This is a genomic window from Niveibacterium umoris, assembly GCF_014197015.1.
GTDB lineage: Bacteria > Pseudomonadota > Gammaproteobacteria > Burkholderiales > Rhodocyclaceae > Niveibacterium > Niveibacterium umoris.
In genome coordinates, this window is sequence record NZ_JACIET010000001.1 from 2,163,477 (window position 1) to 2,178,310 (window position 14,834).

The 14,834-nt window shown below is 66.0% G+C and carries 14 protein-coding genes; 7 read left to right on the forward strand and 7 right to left on the reverse strand.

The genetic code is table 11. The features are described from left to right. Positions 1-5: 5 nt before the first annotated feature. From GGR36_RS09760 to GGR36_RS09775, 4 genes are all read left to right on the forward strand, one after another. Positions 6-482, forward strand: a complete 477-nt coding sequence (locus tag GGR36_RS09760) for an SRPBCC family protein (protein WP_183634400.1) — start codon at positions 6-8, stop codon at positions 480-482. 86 nt (positions 483-568) lie between these two features. Beyond that, on the forward strand, positions 569-1,381 hold the full coding sequence (locus GGR36_RS09765) for a hypothetical protein (RefSeq protein WP_183634401.1): 813 nt from the start codon (positions 569-571) through the stop codon (positions 1,379-1,381). Between the two features lie 55 nt (positions 1,382-1,436). Next, a complete protein-coding gene (locus GGR36_RS09770; protein WP_183634402.1) occupies positions 1,437-3,080 on the forward strand; it encodes an NAD(P)/FAD-dependent oxidoreductase in 1,644 nt (547 codons plus the stop codon). 49 nt (positions 3,081-3,129) lie between these two features. Beyond that, positions 3,130-3,909 (forward strand): hypothetical protein, encoded by a 780-nt coding sequence (locus GGR36_RS09775; protein WP_183634403.1) that lies wholly within the window; start codon positions 3,130-3,132, stop codon positions 3,907-3,909. Positions 3,910-4,144: 235 nt separating this feature from the next. Here GGR36_RS09775 and GGR36_RS09780 read toward each other — a convergent pair whose 3' ends face one another. From GGR36_RS09780 to GGR36_RS09790, 3 genes are all read right to left on the reverse strand, one after another. Continuing rightward, positions 4,145-5,377 (reverse strand): phosphoglycerate kinase, encoded by a 1,233-nt coding sequence (locus GGR36_RS09780; protein WP_183634404.1) that lies wholly within the window; start codon positions 5,375-5,377, stop codon positions 4,145-4,147. Positions 5,378-6,534: 1,157 nt separating this feature from the next. Continuing rightward, positions 6,535-7,047 carry a GNAT family N-acetyltransferase gene (locus tag GGR36_RS09785; protein WP_183634405.1) on the reverse strand — a complete coding sequence of 171 codons (513 nt, stop codon included), beginning with the start codon at positions 7,045-7,047 and terminating at the stop codon, positions 6,535-6,537. 28 nt (positions 7,048-7,075) lie between these two features. Beyond that, positions 7,076-8,866, reverse strand: coding sequence for a glutamine--tRNA ligase/YqeY domain fusion protein (locus GGR36_RS09790; RefSeq protein WP_338086652.1), 1,791 nt, complete (start codon positions 8,864-8,866; stop codon positions 7,076-7,078). 247 nt (positions 8,867-9,113) lie between these two features. On the opposite strand from GGR36_RS09790, the gene GGR36_RS09795 reads away from it, so the two are divergent. Then, entirely contained in the window at positions 9,114-11,240 is a 2,127-nt protein-coding gene (locus tag GGR36_RS09795; RefSeq protein ID WP_183634407.1) for a putative bifunctional diguanylate cyclase/phosphodiesterase, read from the forward strand. 53 nt (positions 11,241-11,293) lie between these two features. On the opposite strand, the gene GGR36_RS09800 is transcribed toward GGR36_RS09795, so the two are convergent. Further along, the gene (locus GGR36_RS09800; protein ID WP_183634408.1) at positions 11,294-11,998 is read right to left on the reverse strand and encodes a DUF3379 family protein; all 705 of its coding nucleotides are present in this window, start codon (positions 11,996-11,998) and stop codon (positions 11,294-11,296) included. Next, positions 11,995-12,507: a sigma-70 family RNA polymerase sigma factor gene (locus GGR36_RS09805; RefSeq protein ID WP_183634409.1), complete on the reverse strand. Its 513-nt coding sequence runs from the start codon at positions 12,505-12,507 to the stop codon at positions 11,995-11,997. The genes GGR36_RS09800 and GGR36_RS09805 overlap by 4 nt, the downstream gene beginning before the upstream one ends. A 109-nt stretch (positions 12,508-12,616) precedes the next feature. On the opposite strand from GGR36_RS09805, the gene GGR36_RS09810 reads away from it, so the two are divergent. Then, positions 12,617-12,910 carry a TfoX/Sxy family protein gene (locus tag GGR36_RS09810; RefSeq protein ID WP_183634410.1) on the forward strand — a complete coding sequence of 98 codons (294 nt, stop codon included), beginning with the start codon at positions 12,617-12,619 and terminating at the stop codon, positions 12,908-12,910. 3 nt (positions 12,911-12,913) lie between these two features. Here the strand turns inward: GGR36_RS09810 and GGR36_RS22265 are convergent, their stop codons facing one another. Further along, a complete protein-coding gene (locus tag GGR36_RS22265) occupies positions 12,914-13,465 on the reverse strand; it encodes a DUF2087 domain-containing protein (protein WP_183634411.1) in 552 nt (183 codons plus the stop codon). 223 nt (positions 13,466-13,688) lie between these two features. On the opposite strand from GGR36_RS22265, the gene crcB reads away from it, so the two are divergent. Beyond that, positions 13,689-14,069: a fluoride efflux transporter CrcB gene (gene crcB, locus GGR36_RS09820; RefSeq protein ID WP_183634412.1), complete on the forward strand. Its 381-nt coding sequence runs from the start codon at positions 13,689-13,691 to the stop codon at positions 14,067-14,069. Positions 14,070-14,099: 30 nt separating this feature from the next. On the opposite strand, the gene GGR36_RS09825 is transcribed toward crcB, so the two are convergent. Beyond that, complete coding sequence (locus GGR36_RS09825) at positions 14,100-14,702, reverse strand: LysE/ArgO family amino acid transporter (protein WP_183634413.1); 603 nt, start codon at positions 14,700-14,702, stop codon at positions 14,100-14,102. Positions 14,703-14,834: the final 132 nt, after the last annotated feature.

Genomic DNA, 14,834 nt, shown 5'->3' on the forward strand with positions numbered 1-14,834 from the left:
ACGACATGAGCACCCCCGCAGACGACACCCACGCACTGACGCTCGAACGCATCATCGACGCGCCGCCCGCCTTGCTGTACCGCGCCTGGACCGAGCCCGAGCTGATCAAGCAGTGGTTCACGCCGCGTCCATGGTCCGTCGCCTCCGCAGAAACCGATGTCCGCCCGGGCGGCGCGACGCTGATCGTGATGCGCAGCCCGGAGGGCGAGGACTTTCCCAATCGCGGCGTGTACCTCGAGGTCGTGCCGAACCGGCGTCTCGTCTTTACCGACGCCTTCACCGAAGCCTGGCTGCCCTCGGGCAAGGCCTTCATGGTCGTCACGATCAGCTTTGAAGACCTGGGAGGACAGACGCGCTATACCGCCACGGTGCGGCACTGGACCGAGGCCGACCGGGCGCAGCATGAGGCGATGGGGTTTCATGCCGGTTGGGGCAAGGCCACCGATCAGCTGGCCGAACTGGTCGCCACCCTGCCCCGATGACCGCGACGCCCCAAAGCTTGCGACGCGCCCCCCGTCTGCTGCGACGGGTGGCTTTCAGCACCCTGATCTTCAGCGGGAGCCCCGCCATGGCACTGGATGTCTCCGCACTCTGGGACTTCGGCAAACCCGAGCTGAGCGAGCAGCGCTTCCGCGCCGCCCTGGCGAACGCTTCGGCCGACGAGGCGCTGATCCTGCAGACGCAGATTGCACGCAGCTACGGCATCCGCAAGGATTTCGTGCGGGCACGCGAGATCCTCGCGACGATCGCCGACGCCGCGAAGCGCGCCTCGCCCGAAGTGCGCGTGCGCTACGCGCTGGAGTTGGGCCGCACCTGGGCGTCGGCTACCCACCCGCCGGAATCGCAGACACCCGAGACCCGCGAGACGGCGCGCCGCCTCTACACCGAAGCCTTCGAAACGGCGCGCGACGCGCATCTCGACGACCTCGCGATCGACGCGCTGCACATGATGGCCTTTGTCGACACTGCGCCCGACGCGCAACTGACCTGGGATCTGAAAGCCGTCGCCTACATGGATGCGTCGCCGCAGGCCGAGGCGAAGCGCTGGGAAGGGTCGCTGCGCAACAACGTCGGCTATGCCCTGCACCTGCAGGGCCGTTACGACGAGGCAATGACACAGTTCCAGCTCGCCCTGGCCGCCCGTGAGCGTGACGGCAAGGCCGAGAACATCCGCATCGCCTGGTGGATGATCGCCTGGACGCTGCGCGCGCAGCAGCATATCGATCAGGCGCTGGCGATCCAGCTGCGACTCGAACGCGAATGCGCAGCGGCCGGCGAACCGGATCCCTACGTATTCGAGGAACTGGAACTGCTGTACCGCGCCAAGGGGGACGAAGCCCGCGCCGCGGCCTACGCCGCCAAGCGAAAGGCCGCCGGGTAAGCTGCGGCAGGCGGGGCTACAATACCGGCCGTTTCAACCTGGTCCGAATGCCCCCATGCTGCGCCTTACCGAAATCAAACTGCCGCTCGATCACGCCGCCGAGGAACTGCCGGCCGCGATCTGCCAGCGGCTGGGCATCAAGGCGAAAGACCTGCTTGAAGTCTCGATCTATCGCCGCGGCTACGACGCCCGCCGGCGCAGTCGCATCCTGCTCGTCTACACCGTCGACGTCTCGGTCGCCAACGAGGCGGCGGTCGCCAAGCGCCTCGCCGGCGATCGCCATGTCGGCCCCACGCCGGACATGGCCTACACGTTCGTCGCCCAAGCACCGGGCGGCCTGCAGGAACGCCCGGTGGTGATCGGCATGGGCCCGTGCGGGCTGTTCGCCGGCCTGATCCTGGCGCAGATGGGCTTCAAGCCGATCATCCTCGAACGCGGCAAGGCGGTGCGCGAGCGCACCAAGGACACCTGGGGCCTGTGGCGGCAGAGCAAGCTGAACCCGGAATCGAACGTGCAGTTCGGCGAAGGCGGTGCCGGCACTTTTTCCGACGGCAAGCTGCACACCCAGATCAAGGACCCGAAATTCCACGGCCGCAAGGTGCTGACCGAGTTCGTCAAGGCCGGTGCGCCGGAAGAGATCCTCTACGTCAGCAAGCCGCACATCGGCACTTTCCGCCTCGTCGGCATGGTCGAGGAAATGCGCGGCAACATCGAGGCGCTGGGCGGCGAGGTGCGCTTCCAGAGCCGTGTGGCGGACTTCGACATTGCCGACGGCCAGGTCCGCGGCGTGATCCTCGCCGACGGCAGCCGCATCGAGACGCGGCATGTGGTGCTGGCGGTGGGCCACAGCGCGCGCGACACCTTCAAGGCCATCTACGACCGCGGTGTCTACGTCGAGGCGAAGCCCTTCTCGGTCGGCGTGCGGATCGAGCATCCACAATCGCTGATCGACACCGCCCGCCTCGGCCCCAACGCCGGCCACCCGATCCTTGGCGCGGCCGACTACAAGCTGGTGCATCACGCCAGCAACGGCCGTGCTGCGTACAGCTTCTGCATGTGCCCGGGCGGCACCGTGGTCGCTGCAACGTCGGAAGAAAACCGCGTTGTCACCAACGGCATGAGCCAGTACTCGCGCAACGAACGCAACGCCAACAGCGGCATCGTCGTCAGCATTTCGCCGGAGAAGGACTACCCCGGCCATCCGCTCGCGGGCATCGACTTCCAGCGCTACTGGGAAAGCCGCGCCTTCGAGGCCGGTGGCGGCACCTACGCGGCCCCTGCGCAGCGCGTGGGCGACTTTCTCGCCGGCCGGCCATCAACCGCCTGCGGCAGTGTCGAACCCTCGTATAAGCCGGGCGTGCACTGGACCGACCTGTCGCAATGCCTGCCGGACTTCGTCGTCGAGGCACTGCGCGAGGCGCTGCCGGCCTTCGCCAAGCAGATCAAGGGCTTCGCGATGGATGACGCGGTGATGACCGCGATCGAGACGCGCACCTCATCGCCGATCCGCATCAAACGCGGCGACGACTTCCAGAGCATCAACACGCGCGGCCTGTACCCGGCCGGCGAAGGCGCCGGCTATGCGGGGGGCATCCTGTCTGCCGGCGTGGACGGCATCAAGGTCGCCGAAGCCGTGGCGCTGGACATGACCGGCGGTACTGCCAGCGGCGGTGCGCGCGGCGAATCGACCGAGTGGTAAGCGCCCCAATCCGAGCCCACTGAATGCCCCCTGCCGCCCAATCCGCCCCATGACACCAGCCCGCATCCTGCTTGCCGTCGTAATCGCCATCCTGCTGACTTGGGGTGTTTCGGTTTCGCGCGATCTGCACCGCGTCGCGCTGCCTTTCGGCACGGCAGACCTCAGTTCGATCAAGCCGAAACTGGACAAGCTGCCCAAGGAAGAGCGCGAGCTTGTGTATGGCTACGTGCGGCGCAGCAAGGGCGACTACCTGACGCCACAGTTCGCCGACCCGGACGAGCCCTTCACCGCGCGCACCGTCGGCGAGGCGATCAAGCTGCAGCGCAACTTCCTCAAGCTGATGGCCGAACGCGACGCCAAACAGCAGGCGCGACAAGCCGAACGCGACGCCGCGATGGCCCCGCTGCGCGAGGCGCTGGCGGTTGATCTGGTCAAACGCGAACTGGTCCCCGCCGGGCTTGTTTACAAGACGCAGATCACCGACGAGATGCGCGCCAAACGGCCGGTCGACGAACACGAGGTCCTGGTCACCACCTATCGCGTGCAAAACACTTCTGACACCAAGATCGCAGAACTTCGTGCAACGGTCGATGTGAAGCGCCTGCACAAGCGCGAATCCGACTTTCTGCCACTGGATCACTGCTACATCACCCGCGCTGAACCGCTCGAGCCGGGCCAGGAAGTCGAAGTGCGCTGCAGTGAAACACGCCGCGCCGCCTCGGACGCAGACCGCGACTACATCGCAATGCCTGGCAGCGAGCTGTTGCTGGTGTGGGAGCCCAAATACATCCGCTTTGCGAACGGGCGCGAGCTGGAGTTCCGCGACTGAGCTGACCCCGGGCGTACGCACTGCCAAAACCTGGAAGCGCGTCTCGGGCCGGATTCAGATCGAGGTCGGCCGGCGACATGCGGCGGCGCAAACAGCGCCACCAACGAAAACGAACACATCAAAAGAAAACCGCCTTCGACACAGGTGCCGAAGGCGGTTCTTGTTTGCTTGGCGCAAACGCGGCATCCGAAGATCGGCGGCCCCTGCGGGCCACCCGCGCTCGCCCTTGCGGTGATTACTTGTCGCTCAGTGCATCCACGCCCGGCAGTGCCTTGCCTTCGAGGAATTCGAGCGATGCGCCGCCGCCGGTGGAGACGTGCGAAACCTTGTCTTCCAGACCGGCCTTCTCGACTGCGGCAACCGAGTCGCCGCCGCCGACGATGGTGATCGCGCCACCCGCGGTGGCTTCGACCAGTGCGTGCGCCACGGCGTAGGTGCCCTTGGCCGACTCGTCGATTTCGAACACGCCCATCGGGCCGTTCCACAGCACGGTCTTCGCGCCACGGATGATTTCGGCGTAACGCGCGGCGGTCTTGCTGCCGATGTCCACGCCTTCCTGGTCGGCCGGGATCGCGGTCGAATCAACTTCAACCAGGCCATCCAGCGTGCGGGCGTCGAAGTCCAGCTTCTTGGTGATCATCGTGTCGATCGGCAGTTCCAGCTTGTCGCCGGCCTTCGCGATCAGCGCCTTCGCGAGTTCAACCTTGTCGTTCTCGCACAGCGACCTGCCCACTTCCAGGCCTTGCGCCTTGAAGAAGGTGAAGGCCATGCCGCCACCGATCAGCAGCTTGTCGACCTTCGGCAGCAGCGCTTCGATCACGTCGATCTTGCCCGAGATCTTCGAGCCACCAATGATCGCGACCAGCGGGCGCACCGGCTTGTTGACGGCCTCGCCGAGGAAATCCAGTTCCTTCTTCAGCAGGTAGCCCGACGCGCGCGGCAGGTTCACGCCGACCATCGACGAATGCGCGCGGTGCGCGGTGCCGAAAGCGTCGTTGATGAACACATCGCCCAAGCGGCTCAGCGCGGCACGGAACGCAGCCACGGCTTCCGGCGTCGCCTTCACGCTGTTGCCAGCGGCATCCTTCGCCTTGCCTTCTTCTTCCAGGTAGAAACGAACGTTCTCGACCAGGGTCACGTCGCCCGGCTTCATCGCGTTCACAACGGCTTCAACCTCCGGGCCGACGCAGTCATTGACGAACTTCACCGGCTTGCCCAGCAGCTCTTGCAGGCGGCCAGCCACCGGCTCGATCGAGTACTTCGCGACCTTGGCGCCGTTCGGGCGGCCCAGGTGCGACATCAGCACCACCGAAGCGCCCTTTTCCAGCGCATAGCGGATCGTCGGCAGCGCAGCGCGGATGCGCTTGTCGCTCTCAACCACGCCGTTCTTGATCGGCACATTGAAGTCCACACGGATCAGGGCGCGCTTGCCGGCGAGGTCGAGGTCTTCGATGAAAAGTTTGGTCATGGATGTTCTCGCATGAAAGGTAGAGGGGATGTTCTTGCTTATGCTGGCGCAGCCAGGTTTCAACACATCGCGAAGCACGGCCGCAGCGGCGCTTCACGACCCGACGCCACCGGCCCGGCGCGCATGCGCACCGCCGACGGCTCGAACCTGCCCAAGCCGGCTTCCGCTGGCGATACGGCAGGCCCGGCTGCGGACCGGGCAGCACTTTAACGCATCCGGGGGCGGGGGGATTTGGTTAGGGTCAGGAGATTGATTGGTTTGGTTCGTGTGAGGCGCGGTTTTCGAGTGCTTGCCGGAAATTTGCCGTTGCGGTTCATCGAACGTACGTCGGCCGGGGTCCCGCCCCCGGCGGGCGGGTGACTTCTTTTGCTTCGCCAAAAGAAGTCACCAAGAAAAGGCGACCCGAAATAGTGCAGTGTTTGCACACACTGCCCGCTCCAGCGACGCGGAGCAGTGCTCCGCGAAACCCCGCTTACGCCGTTCGCGGTCAGGTGCTGCGCACCTGACTTCCCTCGCGTGCTCGCAAAGTCGGGCGGCTGCGGAACTCGCATCGGGCTGCGCCCGCCGCTCAGACAGTCCTCGCCGTCGGCGCTGCGCGCCGATCCCCCGACCCCGCTGCGCCACTCGGCGCTCTCGACGGGACCCAAGATCAAAACCGTCGCAGTTTCACCGTGCGTTGCACATTCGTAGCCTGGATGGGGCGGAGCGGAATCCGGGGCCGCCTCAAATCGTTCATGCGCGCTCCCCGGATTCCGGCCTGCGGCCTGCATCCGGGCTACGAGGACGCGCCAGCGGTTGATCGTCGACGCTTTTCTTTCCCCCTCTGAAACGCCGAGCAGCGCAGCGTTGCCGGGTTCCGACGTGCGAAGCACGGCGGGGCCGAGGACTGTTTGAGCTCCGAGTGCAGCGAGGGCGAGTTCCGCAGGCCCCCGGCGACGCGAGCAGCGCAGGGCACCCCGCCGCAGGCGGGGCGTTGAAGCGGGGCGACTTTCTTTGGGTACTTTCTTTGTTCGCACAAAGAAAGTACCCCGGCCGCCGGGCCGGGACCCGGCTTGATCGGGAATGCCTTCGCAACGCGACACGGCGAATCGCAAGCCGAACGATGAAAACCTCAAGCCTCGCCCACGACAGCGGCTCGGCGCCCTCCCCACGAGGCGCTAGAGAAGATCCCGCCGCATCAACACACTGAGATAGTTCGTCTTCGGCCGCCAGTCGTGCGTGCCGACCTCGACGTAACCCCAACGCCGATACATATCGATCAGGTCGATCGCCGGCGCCGCGGTGTCGATCATCATCGTGGCGGCGCCATGCTCGCCAGCCAACGCCATAGCCGCTGCGTGCAGCGCGCGGCCGATACCCTGCCCCTTGAAGGCGGGCGCCACCGCGAATTGGCACAGCGTCCAGACCTTCGGATCGCGGTAGCGCTCGACGTCGGACGCAGGCTGCGGCGGCCGAGCGGTGATGGTGCCGACGATGCGGCCACCCTGTTCCGCCACTAAACCGTGACCGGATGCGAATCGCGCGGCGGTGTCTTCGGGCGATTGATGTGTCGCCCAGTAACGCAGTCCCCGCGCCGCCTGACTGGCATAGCCAGCGCGGATGACGTCGTGCGTCAGGGCGACGAGATCATCGGAATCACTTAGCGGGCGGACGATCAGCGAATTGCTCATTGTCCGCTCCACACCAGACAACGAGGGCTCACTTACCCCAGCTGTCCTTCAGCCCAACCGCCAGGTTGAACACCGGTTTGCCCGCCACCGAATCCTTGCGGTCGGCAACAAAGTAGCCGTGGCGTTCGAACTGGAAGGTGTCGCCCGGTTGCGCGGCGGCGAGACCCGGCTCCAGGTAGGCGGTGATCACGCGCTTGGAGTTCGGGTTCAGCGCATCGAGGAAGTCGCGGCCGCCGGCGTCCGGCTGGGCTTCGGTGAACAGGCGGTCGTAGAGGCGCACTTCGGTTGCCACGCCTTCGCTCGCAGAGACCCAGGTGATGACGCCCTTGACCTTGATGCTGTCCGCACCCGGCGTGCCGCTCTTGGTGTCCGGCACCAGCTTGGCCAGCACGGCCGTCACATTGCCCTCGGCATCCTTCTCGCAGCCGGTGCATTCGATGATGAAGCCGTACTTCAGGCGCGCCATGTTGCCGGGGAAAAGGCGGCGGAAGCCCTTGGGTGGCACTTCTTCGAAGTCCTCGCGCTCGATCCACAGCTCGGGCGTGAGGTTGAACTTGCGTTCGCCGAATTCCGGGTGGTGCGGGTGGGCCGGGGCCGAGCAGGGTTCGACCTTGCCGGCGCCGATCACGTCGTCCCAGTTCGTGAGCTTGAGCTTGAGCGGGTCGATCGCTGCCATCGCGCGCGGCGCCTTGGCTTCGAGGTCTTCACGCAGGCAGCCTTCGAGCACCGAATAGTCGATCCAAGTGTTGTGCTTGCTGGCGCCGGTGCGCTCCGCGAGCATCTGCAGGCTCTGCGGCGTGTAGCCGCGGCGGCGCAGGCCGACGATGGTGGGCATGCGCGGGTCGTCCCAGCCATCGACGATCTTCTCGTCGACCAGCTGCTTCAACTTGCGCTTGCTGGTGATGATGTAGGTGAGGTTCAGCCGCGCGAATTCGTACTGCTTCGGCAGCGGGTCGGCCAGCAGGCCTGCGTCGCGCAGGTGTTCGAGCAGCCAGTCGTAGAACGGGCGCTGGTCTTCGAACTCCAGCGTGCAGATCGAATGGGTGATGCGTTCCAGCGCGTCCTCGATCGGGTGCGCGAAGGTGTACATCGGGTAGATGCACCAGGCGTTGCCGGTGGCGTGGTGCTCGGCAAAGCGGATGCGGTAGATCGCCGGGTCGCGCAGGTTGATGTTGGGCGAGGCCATGTCGATCTTGGCGCGCAGGATCATGCTGCCTTCGGCGTGCTTGCCCGCGCGCATCTCGCGGAACAGTCGCAAGTTCTCTTCGACCGAGCGATCACGCCAGGGCGAATTCTTGCCCGGCTCGGTCAGCGTGCCACGGTTGGCGCGCATCTCGTCCGGCGTCTGCTGGTCAATGTAGGCATGGCCGCGCTCGATCAGTGCTTCCGCCGCGCGGTACATGAACTCGAAGTAGCTGCTGGCGTAGAACAGGTGGTTGGTGCCGTTCTGCTCCCAGCCGAAACCAAGCCACTTCACCGCATCGAGAATCGAGTCGACGTATTCCTGCTCTTCCTTCTCCGGGTTGGTGTCGTCGAAGCGCATGTGGCAGACACCGCCGAAATCACGCGCCAGGCCGAAGTTCAGGCAGATCGACTTGGCATGGCCGATGTGCAGGTAGCCATTGGGCTCCGGCGGGAAGCGGGTGCGGATCTTTGCCGGATCAGGCTGGCCGGCGCCGTGGTAGGCGGCATCGCCGGGCGAACCCGCCCAGTTGCGATGGGCGTAGGTGCCGGCTTCGAGGTCGCGCTCGATGATGTTGCGCAGGAAGTTCGCGGCCGGCGCTGCGGCCGGGGTGTTCTTGTCGTTGGGCGTGCTCACGGCGGGTACCGGACAATTCAAAATCGGAAACCGCGATTGTAACGGCTCGGCCGCCTTCATCGCCGCCGTGACAAACGCCTCAATTGTCAAACCAGGCAAGGTTTTTCGCGCAATGTCGCTGGCTATAGTGCAAAGGCTATGATCTGCGCGTAAAGTTCAGCCCGGAAACGTTCTGCCGTCCGCATTCTGTGATGCCCAGCCCAAACCAGTCGCGCCCTGAAGGTCAAATCCCCCCGAAAGGCGCCCAATGACGCCAGTGATCGCGAGCGCGCGTGTATTGGTGGTCGACGACGACCTGACGACACGTTCGATCGCCATGGCGGCGCTGAAGGACGCGGGCTTCGAACCTGTCGAGGCCAGCGACGGCGTGGAAGCGCTGGAGCGTTTCGCCGAATTGCAGCCTGAACTGATCCTGCTTGATCTGATGATGCCGCGGCTCGACGGTTTCGAAACCGCGCGCCGCCTGCGCCGGACGCCGGGTGGCGAACGCGTGCCGGTAATCGTCATGACCGGGCTGGAAGATTCCACCGCGATCGAACAGGCCTACCAGGCCGGCGCGACCGACTTCATTTCCAAACCGATCAACTGGATGCTGCTGCGGCATCGCATCCTGTACGTGCTGCGTTCGGCGCGTGCGATGGACGAACTGGCGCGCAGCGAATCGAACCTCGCCGATGCACAGCGCATCGCGCGCCTCGGCAGCTGGGAGTGGCACCTGCGCGAAAACTACGTTCGCCGCTCGGAGCAATTCTTCGCGCTGTTCGGTGACGACCCGGTGGCCTTTCCGCCGGGCATGGACGCCGTGCTCGAACGGGTGTTCCCGCAAGACCGCACCATCGTTCGCGAGGCCTACGCGCAGGGCAAACGCGGCCAGCCCTTCCGCATCGAATACCGCATCGTGCGGCACGACGGCGCGCTGCGCACGGTGCTCGAACAGGCGGAACCGATCGCATCGTCAGACGGTGCGGTGACGCGCCTGCAAGGCACGACGCAGGACATCACCGAACAGGTCGAAGCCGAGAAGCGCATCCGCTACCTCGCCTACTACGACAGTCTGACCGGCCTGCCCAACCGCCAGTATTGCCGCGAGCTGCTGAAGCAGACGCTGCGCCGCGCGACCCGCGCCCGCCATTGGGTCGCAGCGATGGTGGTGGACGTCGACCGCTTTGGCCGCATCAACGAAAGCCTTGGCCAGAGCGCCGGCGACCAGGTGCTGCAGATCGTCGCGCGCCGCCTGTCGGAAACCGTCGCCGCCCTGCCCGGCCGCGAGGAAACCCGCTCGACCGCCGCCGTCGTGGCCCGCATCGGCGGCGACCAGTTCGTGGTGTTCGTCGATGGCGCACCGGCGGGGGAACAGCCCGAATCCATCGGCACGCGCCTGCTCGAAGCGGTGCGCAAACCGATCCTGCTGGCGGCCACGGAAGTCGCGCTCACCGCCAGCGTCGGCATGGCGGTATTCCCCGAGCACGCTGACGATGCCGACGCGCTGCTCAAATGTGCCGACATGGCCGTCAGCCTTGCCAAGCGCGAAAACCGCGACGCTGTCCGCGCCTTCTCGCACGATTTGCGCACTGCCGCCGAGCTTCGCCTCGCGCTCGAGAACGAGATGCGCAAGGCGCTCGAACAAGGCGAATTCGAGTTGCACTTCCAGCCGGTCATTTCCTGGCCGGAAGGCACGGTCCTGGCCGCCGAGGCACTGATTCGCTGGCGCCACCCCAAACGCGGCCTTTTGGCGCCGGGTGAATTCATCCCGCTGGCGGAAGAAACCGGCCTCATCGTCGAAATCGGCGAGTGGGGCTTGCAAGCGGCCTGCAAGCAGATGGCGCAGTGGATCGCCGGCGGCGTGGCCCCGCACGCCGTCGCGGTCAACCTGTCGGGCATCAGCTTCCGCCATGTGCGGCTGTTGTCGGCCGTAAGCAGCGCGCTCGCAGCGGCCGGCCTGCCGGCCAATCGCCTCGAACTGGAAATGACCGAGAGCGTGCTGATGCAGGACGTGGAGCTCACCTACGAGATCCTCGCCGAACTCAAGCGCATGGGCGTGCGCCTGATGGTGGACGATTTCGGCACCGGCTACTCGTCGCTCGCGTACCTGAAGCGTTTCCCGATCGACGTGCTGAAGATCGACCGCTCGTTCGTGAAGGATCTGGAACACGACACCTCGGATGCCGCGATCACGTCTGCGGTGTTGGCGATGTCGCAGGAACTGGGGCTCGCAGTTGTCGCCGAGGGCGTCGAGACCGAGGCGCAGGCCGCCGCGCTGGCGCGCCGCGGCTGCAAGGCGATGCAGGGCTTCCTGTTTTCGCGCCCATTGCCGCCGGCCGAGTTCATCGCCTGGACAAGGCGCGGCTGGCCGCGGCAAGTCAAATCCGCCTGAAACTCGGATGGCCCGACCCGCGGCGATAGCAGCGGGCCCTCACGCGCCCTGCTTCAAATCTTCCACTTGATGTTGTCGCGCATCGCGGCGGCCATCGCGGCAACCGCAGCGTCGTTCTCTGCCACGATCGCGACATAACCCTTGCCGGCGGGCTCCGCCAGTGCGCGGTAGCCCTGCATGGTGCCGGTTTCGGGCTTGCGCACCTTGTCGCCCGGAATCAGGAACAGCGACACCATGCCCTTGTCGGTATCCAGCACCACATGCCAGCCAGCGCCCTCGGGGCCAGGGCAGAGCTTCATGTAGCGCACATGGCCGAGCGACTGGGTCAGCTCGCCGCCGAAGTGCGCCATTACCGTGCGGAACTGATCCGGATCGGCCAGACGTGCGGTGGTAAAGGATTCCGGCTCATGCATCACATGCTCGATCGCATAGCGCGGTGCATCGTAGCTGCCATGCCCCTGCCACACCGCAAGCCCCACGCCGAAGGTCAGCACGATCGAGGCAGCCATGGCCCAGGCGCGCCAGGGCATCGCCGGACGGCCCTGCACCGCAAGCAGGATGCGCTCGTCGAGGCCTTCGGGCACAGGCACTTCCAGCACCCGCAACACGCGCGCCTCCTGCGCGTCGATTCGCTGGCCAAAAGCATGGCAGGTGGCGCAAGTCGCTTCATGCGCGCGCGCAGCCTCCGCCAGTCGTTGCGGGTCAGCCAGCTTGGCGCGGCGAAACGCGAGGCAATTCATCTCGGTCTGCGCGTTCATGCTTTTCCTCTTTTCTGATCGGCCGGCGAACCCTCAAGCACACCGCGCAGCGCCTGCCGCGCGCGGGTCAGCCGGACATTGATGGCCCCTTCGGTGGTTTCGAGCATCGTCGCGATTTCCGCCGACGAGTAGCCCCCCAGCGTCTGCAAAAGAAAGGGCTCGCGCAGCGACAACGGCAAACTCCCTATCAACTGTTCCATCTCGTACAGCGCGATCGGCGAATGCTCGGCCGGCAGATCCAGGTCTTCCGGCGCCTCGTCGGCGTAGTCGAACTGCTTGCGCTCGTACAACCGGGCGTGCTCGTTGCGCAGGATCTGCAGCAGCCAGGGCTTGGGGTTGTCCTTGTCGCGAAGGTTTTCCCAGGCGTTCCAGGCACGGGTGCACGTCTCCTGCACCAGCTCTTCGGCGACGAAACGGTCGCGGCAGAGCCAGTACGCGAAACGGTACAGGTCGGCGCTGTAGGCGCGAACCACCCGTTCGAAATGGCGCTGGCGAAGGATGAGCAACATGCGGACTCCTGAGGTTCCTGACCGATGAGACCGGGCATGAAGATCGAACCTTACATCGCGGGCGGGCAACAGTCCGGGCAGCGAATCAGCGCGCCGCTACACTCGCGGCATGACCGACGACACACCGATCGACTCGCTCAGAAATCTGGGTCCACGCTCGCGACAGATGCTCGCAGCGGTCGGTGTGCATTCCCGGGCCGATCTGGCCAGCCGCGGCGCGGTGGAAGTGTGGGACGCGGTGCGTCGCGCGGGGTTGCCAGCCAGCCTCAATCTGCTCTGGGCGCTGGTCGGCGCACTTGAAGGCCGCGACTGGCGCGAGGTCGCGCGTACCGACCGACTCGATTTGCTGACTCGGATCGAGGCCCTCGCCGAGGCGCGCAAGCACCTGGGCGAGGGAGACTGAGGCTTAGCTCGTCGACGGCCGCGCGCGGCGACACACCTCTGACACCAGCGACGCATGCGCCTCGGGTACCGGAAGCTCGACGCGGCGATACACGCGCCCATCCGGCGTGCGCGCCAGCAAGCCGTGGTTCACCAGCTCGCGGCGGATCAGCACATGGTCCTCGAACGCCAGCGCCGAGATGATCCAGGCATTCACCTCGCGCTCGCTCATCGCGATGCGCGCCGGCATCTGCGCCCATACCCCCAGCACGCAGGGCAGACGGTGCGAAGCCTTGGTCGGCCAGCGCAGCAGGCGCCCACTGTCGTCGAAGAAGCGCAACAGTTGGGCGTGGTCCTTCGGCGCCGGAAGGCAGGGTGGAGCCGGCCGCGCGGTCGGCACGGTGCGTTTGTGCTCGGCACGATAGCTCTGGTAATTGCGGAATCCGGTCGCTCGGGCGAGGGCGTTGAGCACCTGCACATGACCGGGCGGGCCATCGAGTGCCGACAGTTGCTGGGCGAGCGAGCGGGCAAGCGCCGAAATATCGTCGGCGTAGTAAGGCAGGGTAGTACGGGACACGATTCATCCTTTCATCGTGCCGGCCCCGGATCGGGGTGTCGGTGGTCGCCGTTCCGACGCGGCACAGGACGCGCGTCAGTATGAAATTGCGTGGCAGGTTTAGCTTCCCTTGCGGGGGCGACGCCTCGGTGATCTGCCGACCGGGCGCGGAGTATGCCCCTTCCGCAATGCCCGGCGCAAGCCTCACGGCTAGAATGCCGCTTTTGCCCGAGTCCGGCCTGACATGTTCGCGAATCTGATTGCCGTTGGTGGCGGCGCCGCCCTCGGCGCCTGGGCCCGCTGGGGCCTTGGCATGCTGCTCAACCCGTTGTTTGCCGGGTTCCCGCTCGGCACCCTCGCCGCCAACCTGATCGGCGGCTTCCTGATGGGGCTCGCGCTCGCGCTGATCCAGTTCGTGCCGGAATTGCCGGTGGCGCTGCGCCTGCTCGCGACGACCGGCTTCCTCGGCGGGCTGACCACCTTTTCAAGTTTTTCCGGCGAAGTGTTCCAGCTCTTCGAGCGCCAGGCGGTCGGCATGGCGCTGGTCGCCATCGCCACCCATGTGGGCGGCTCGCTGCTGATGACCTGGGCCGGCTGGTCGCTGTTTCAGGCCCTGCGCGGCTGAGCCCGCCCCGCTCGCCGACGGGAGCGGGCGTCAGCGCACCAGCGAGATCGCGATGAGGCCCATGCCGACGCCGATCATCGCGTCGAGCACCCGCCATGAAATCGGGCGAGCGAACAGCGGCGCCAGCCAGCGCGCGCCGTAGCCCAGCAGCACGAACCACGACAGCGAGGCCGCCACGCAGCCAAGCCAGAAACCGATGCGATCGAGCCCGTGCTCGCGCCCGCCGATCGAACCGATCAGCACGATGGTGTCGAGATAGGCATGCGGATTCAGGTAGGTGAAGCCCAGCACCAGCAGCATGGCCTGCTTGAGCGGCATGGCTGGTGCATCGGCCGGCGTCAGCACGTGCGCGCCGAAAGCCGAGCGCAACGCACGTAGCCCGTACCACAGCAGGAAGGCCGCGCCACCCCAGGTTGCCGCCTCCACCGCGACCGGGAAGTGTTCGATCACCTTGCCCATGCCGGTTACGCCCAAGCCGATCAGGAAGGCATCGGACAGCGCGCAGACAAGGATGGTTGGCAGTACGTGCTGTCGGGTCAGTCCCATCTTCAGCACATGGGCGTTCTGGGCGCCGATCGCCATGATCAGGCCGGCGGTGACGAGGAAACCTTGGAGGACGATGTGGGCGTTCATGCTGCGACCTGCTTGCTCTACGTGTTGTTGTCGAGGCCCGTCGATACGCCCGCCCGGCCGCAGTAAGCGACAAGGAGAGGCCGTTGCCTGCGGCGCGCACCGGTTCGGTGTGCGGACGCATCGACTGTCCGG

Coding starts and splice junctions, on each gene's coding strand:
- GGR36_RS09795 (WP_183634407.1), top strand. CDS start 9,114: ATGACGCCAGTGATCGCGAGCGCGCGTGTATTGGTGGTCGACGACGAC.
- GGR36_RS09785 (WP_183634405.1), bottom strand. CDS start 7,047: ATGAGCAATTCGCTGATCGTCCGCCCGCTAAGTGATTCCGATGATCTC.
- GGR36_RS09760 (WP_183634400.1), top strand. CDS start 6: ATGAGCACCCCCGCAGACGACACCCACGCACTGACGCTCGAACGCATC.
- GGR36_RS09805 (WP_183634409.1), bottom strand. CDS start 12,507: ATGTTGCTCATCCTTCGCCAGCGCCATTTCGAACGGGTGGTTCGCGCC.
- crcB (WP_183634412.1), top strand. CDS start 13,689: ATGTTCGCGAATCTGATTGCCGTTGGTGGCGGCGCCGCCCTCGGCGCC.
- GGR36_RS09810 (WP_183634410.1), top strand. CDS start 12,617: ATGACCGACGACACACCGATCGACTCGCTCAGAAATCTGGGTCCACGC.
- GGR36_RS09770 (WP_183634402.1), top strand. CDS start 1,437: ATGCTGCGCCTTACCGAAATCAAACTGCCGCTCGATCACGCCGCCGAG.
- GGR36_RS09765 (WP_183634401.1), top strand. CDS start 569: ATGGCACTGGATGTCTCCGCACTCTGGGACTTCGGCAAACCCGAGCTG.
- GGR36_RS09800 (WP_183634408.1), bottom strand. CDS start 11,998: ATGAACGCGCAGACCGAGATGAATTGCCTCGCGTTTCGCCGCGCCAAG.
- GGR36_RS09780 (WP_183634404.1), bottom strand. CDS start 5,377: ATGACCAAACTTTTCATCGAAGACCTCGACCTCGCCGGCAAGCGCGCC.
- GGR36_RS09775 (WP_183634403.1), top strand. CDS start 3,130: ATGACACCAGCCCGCATCCTGCTTGCCGTCGTAATCGCCATCCTGCTG.
- GGR36_RS09825 (WP_183634413.1), bottom strand. CDS start 14,702: ATGAACGCCCACATCGTCCTCCAAGGTTTCCTCGTCACCGCCGGCCTG.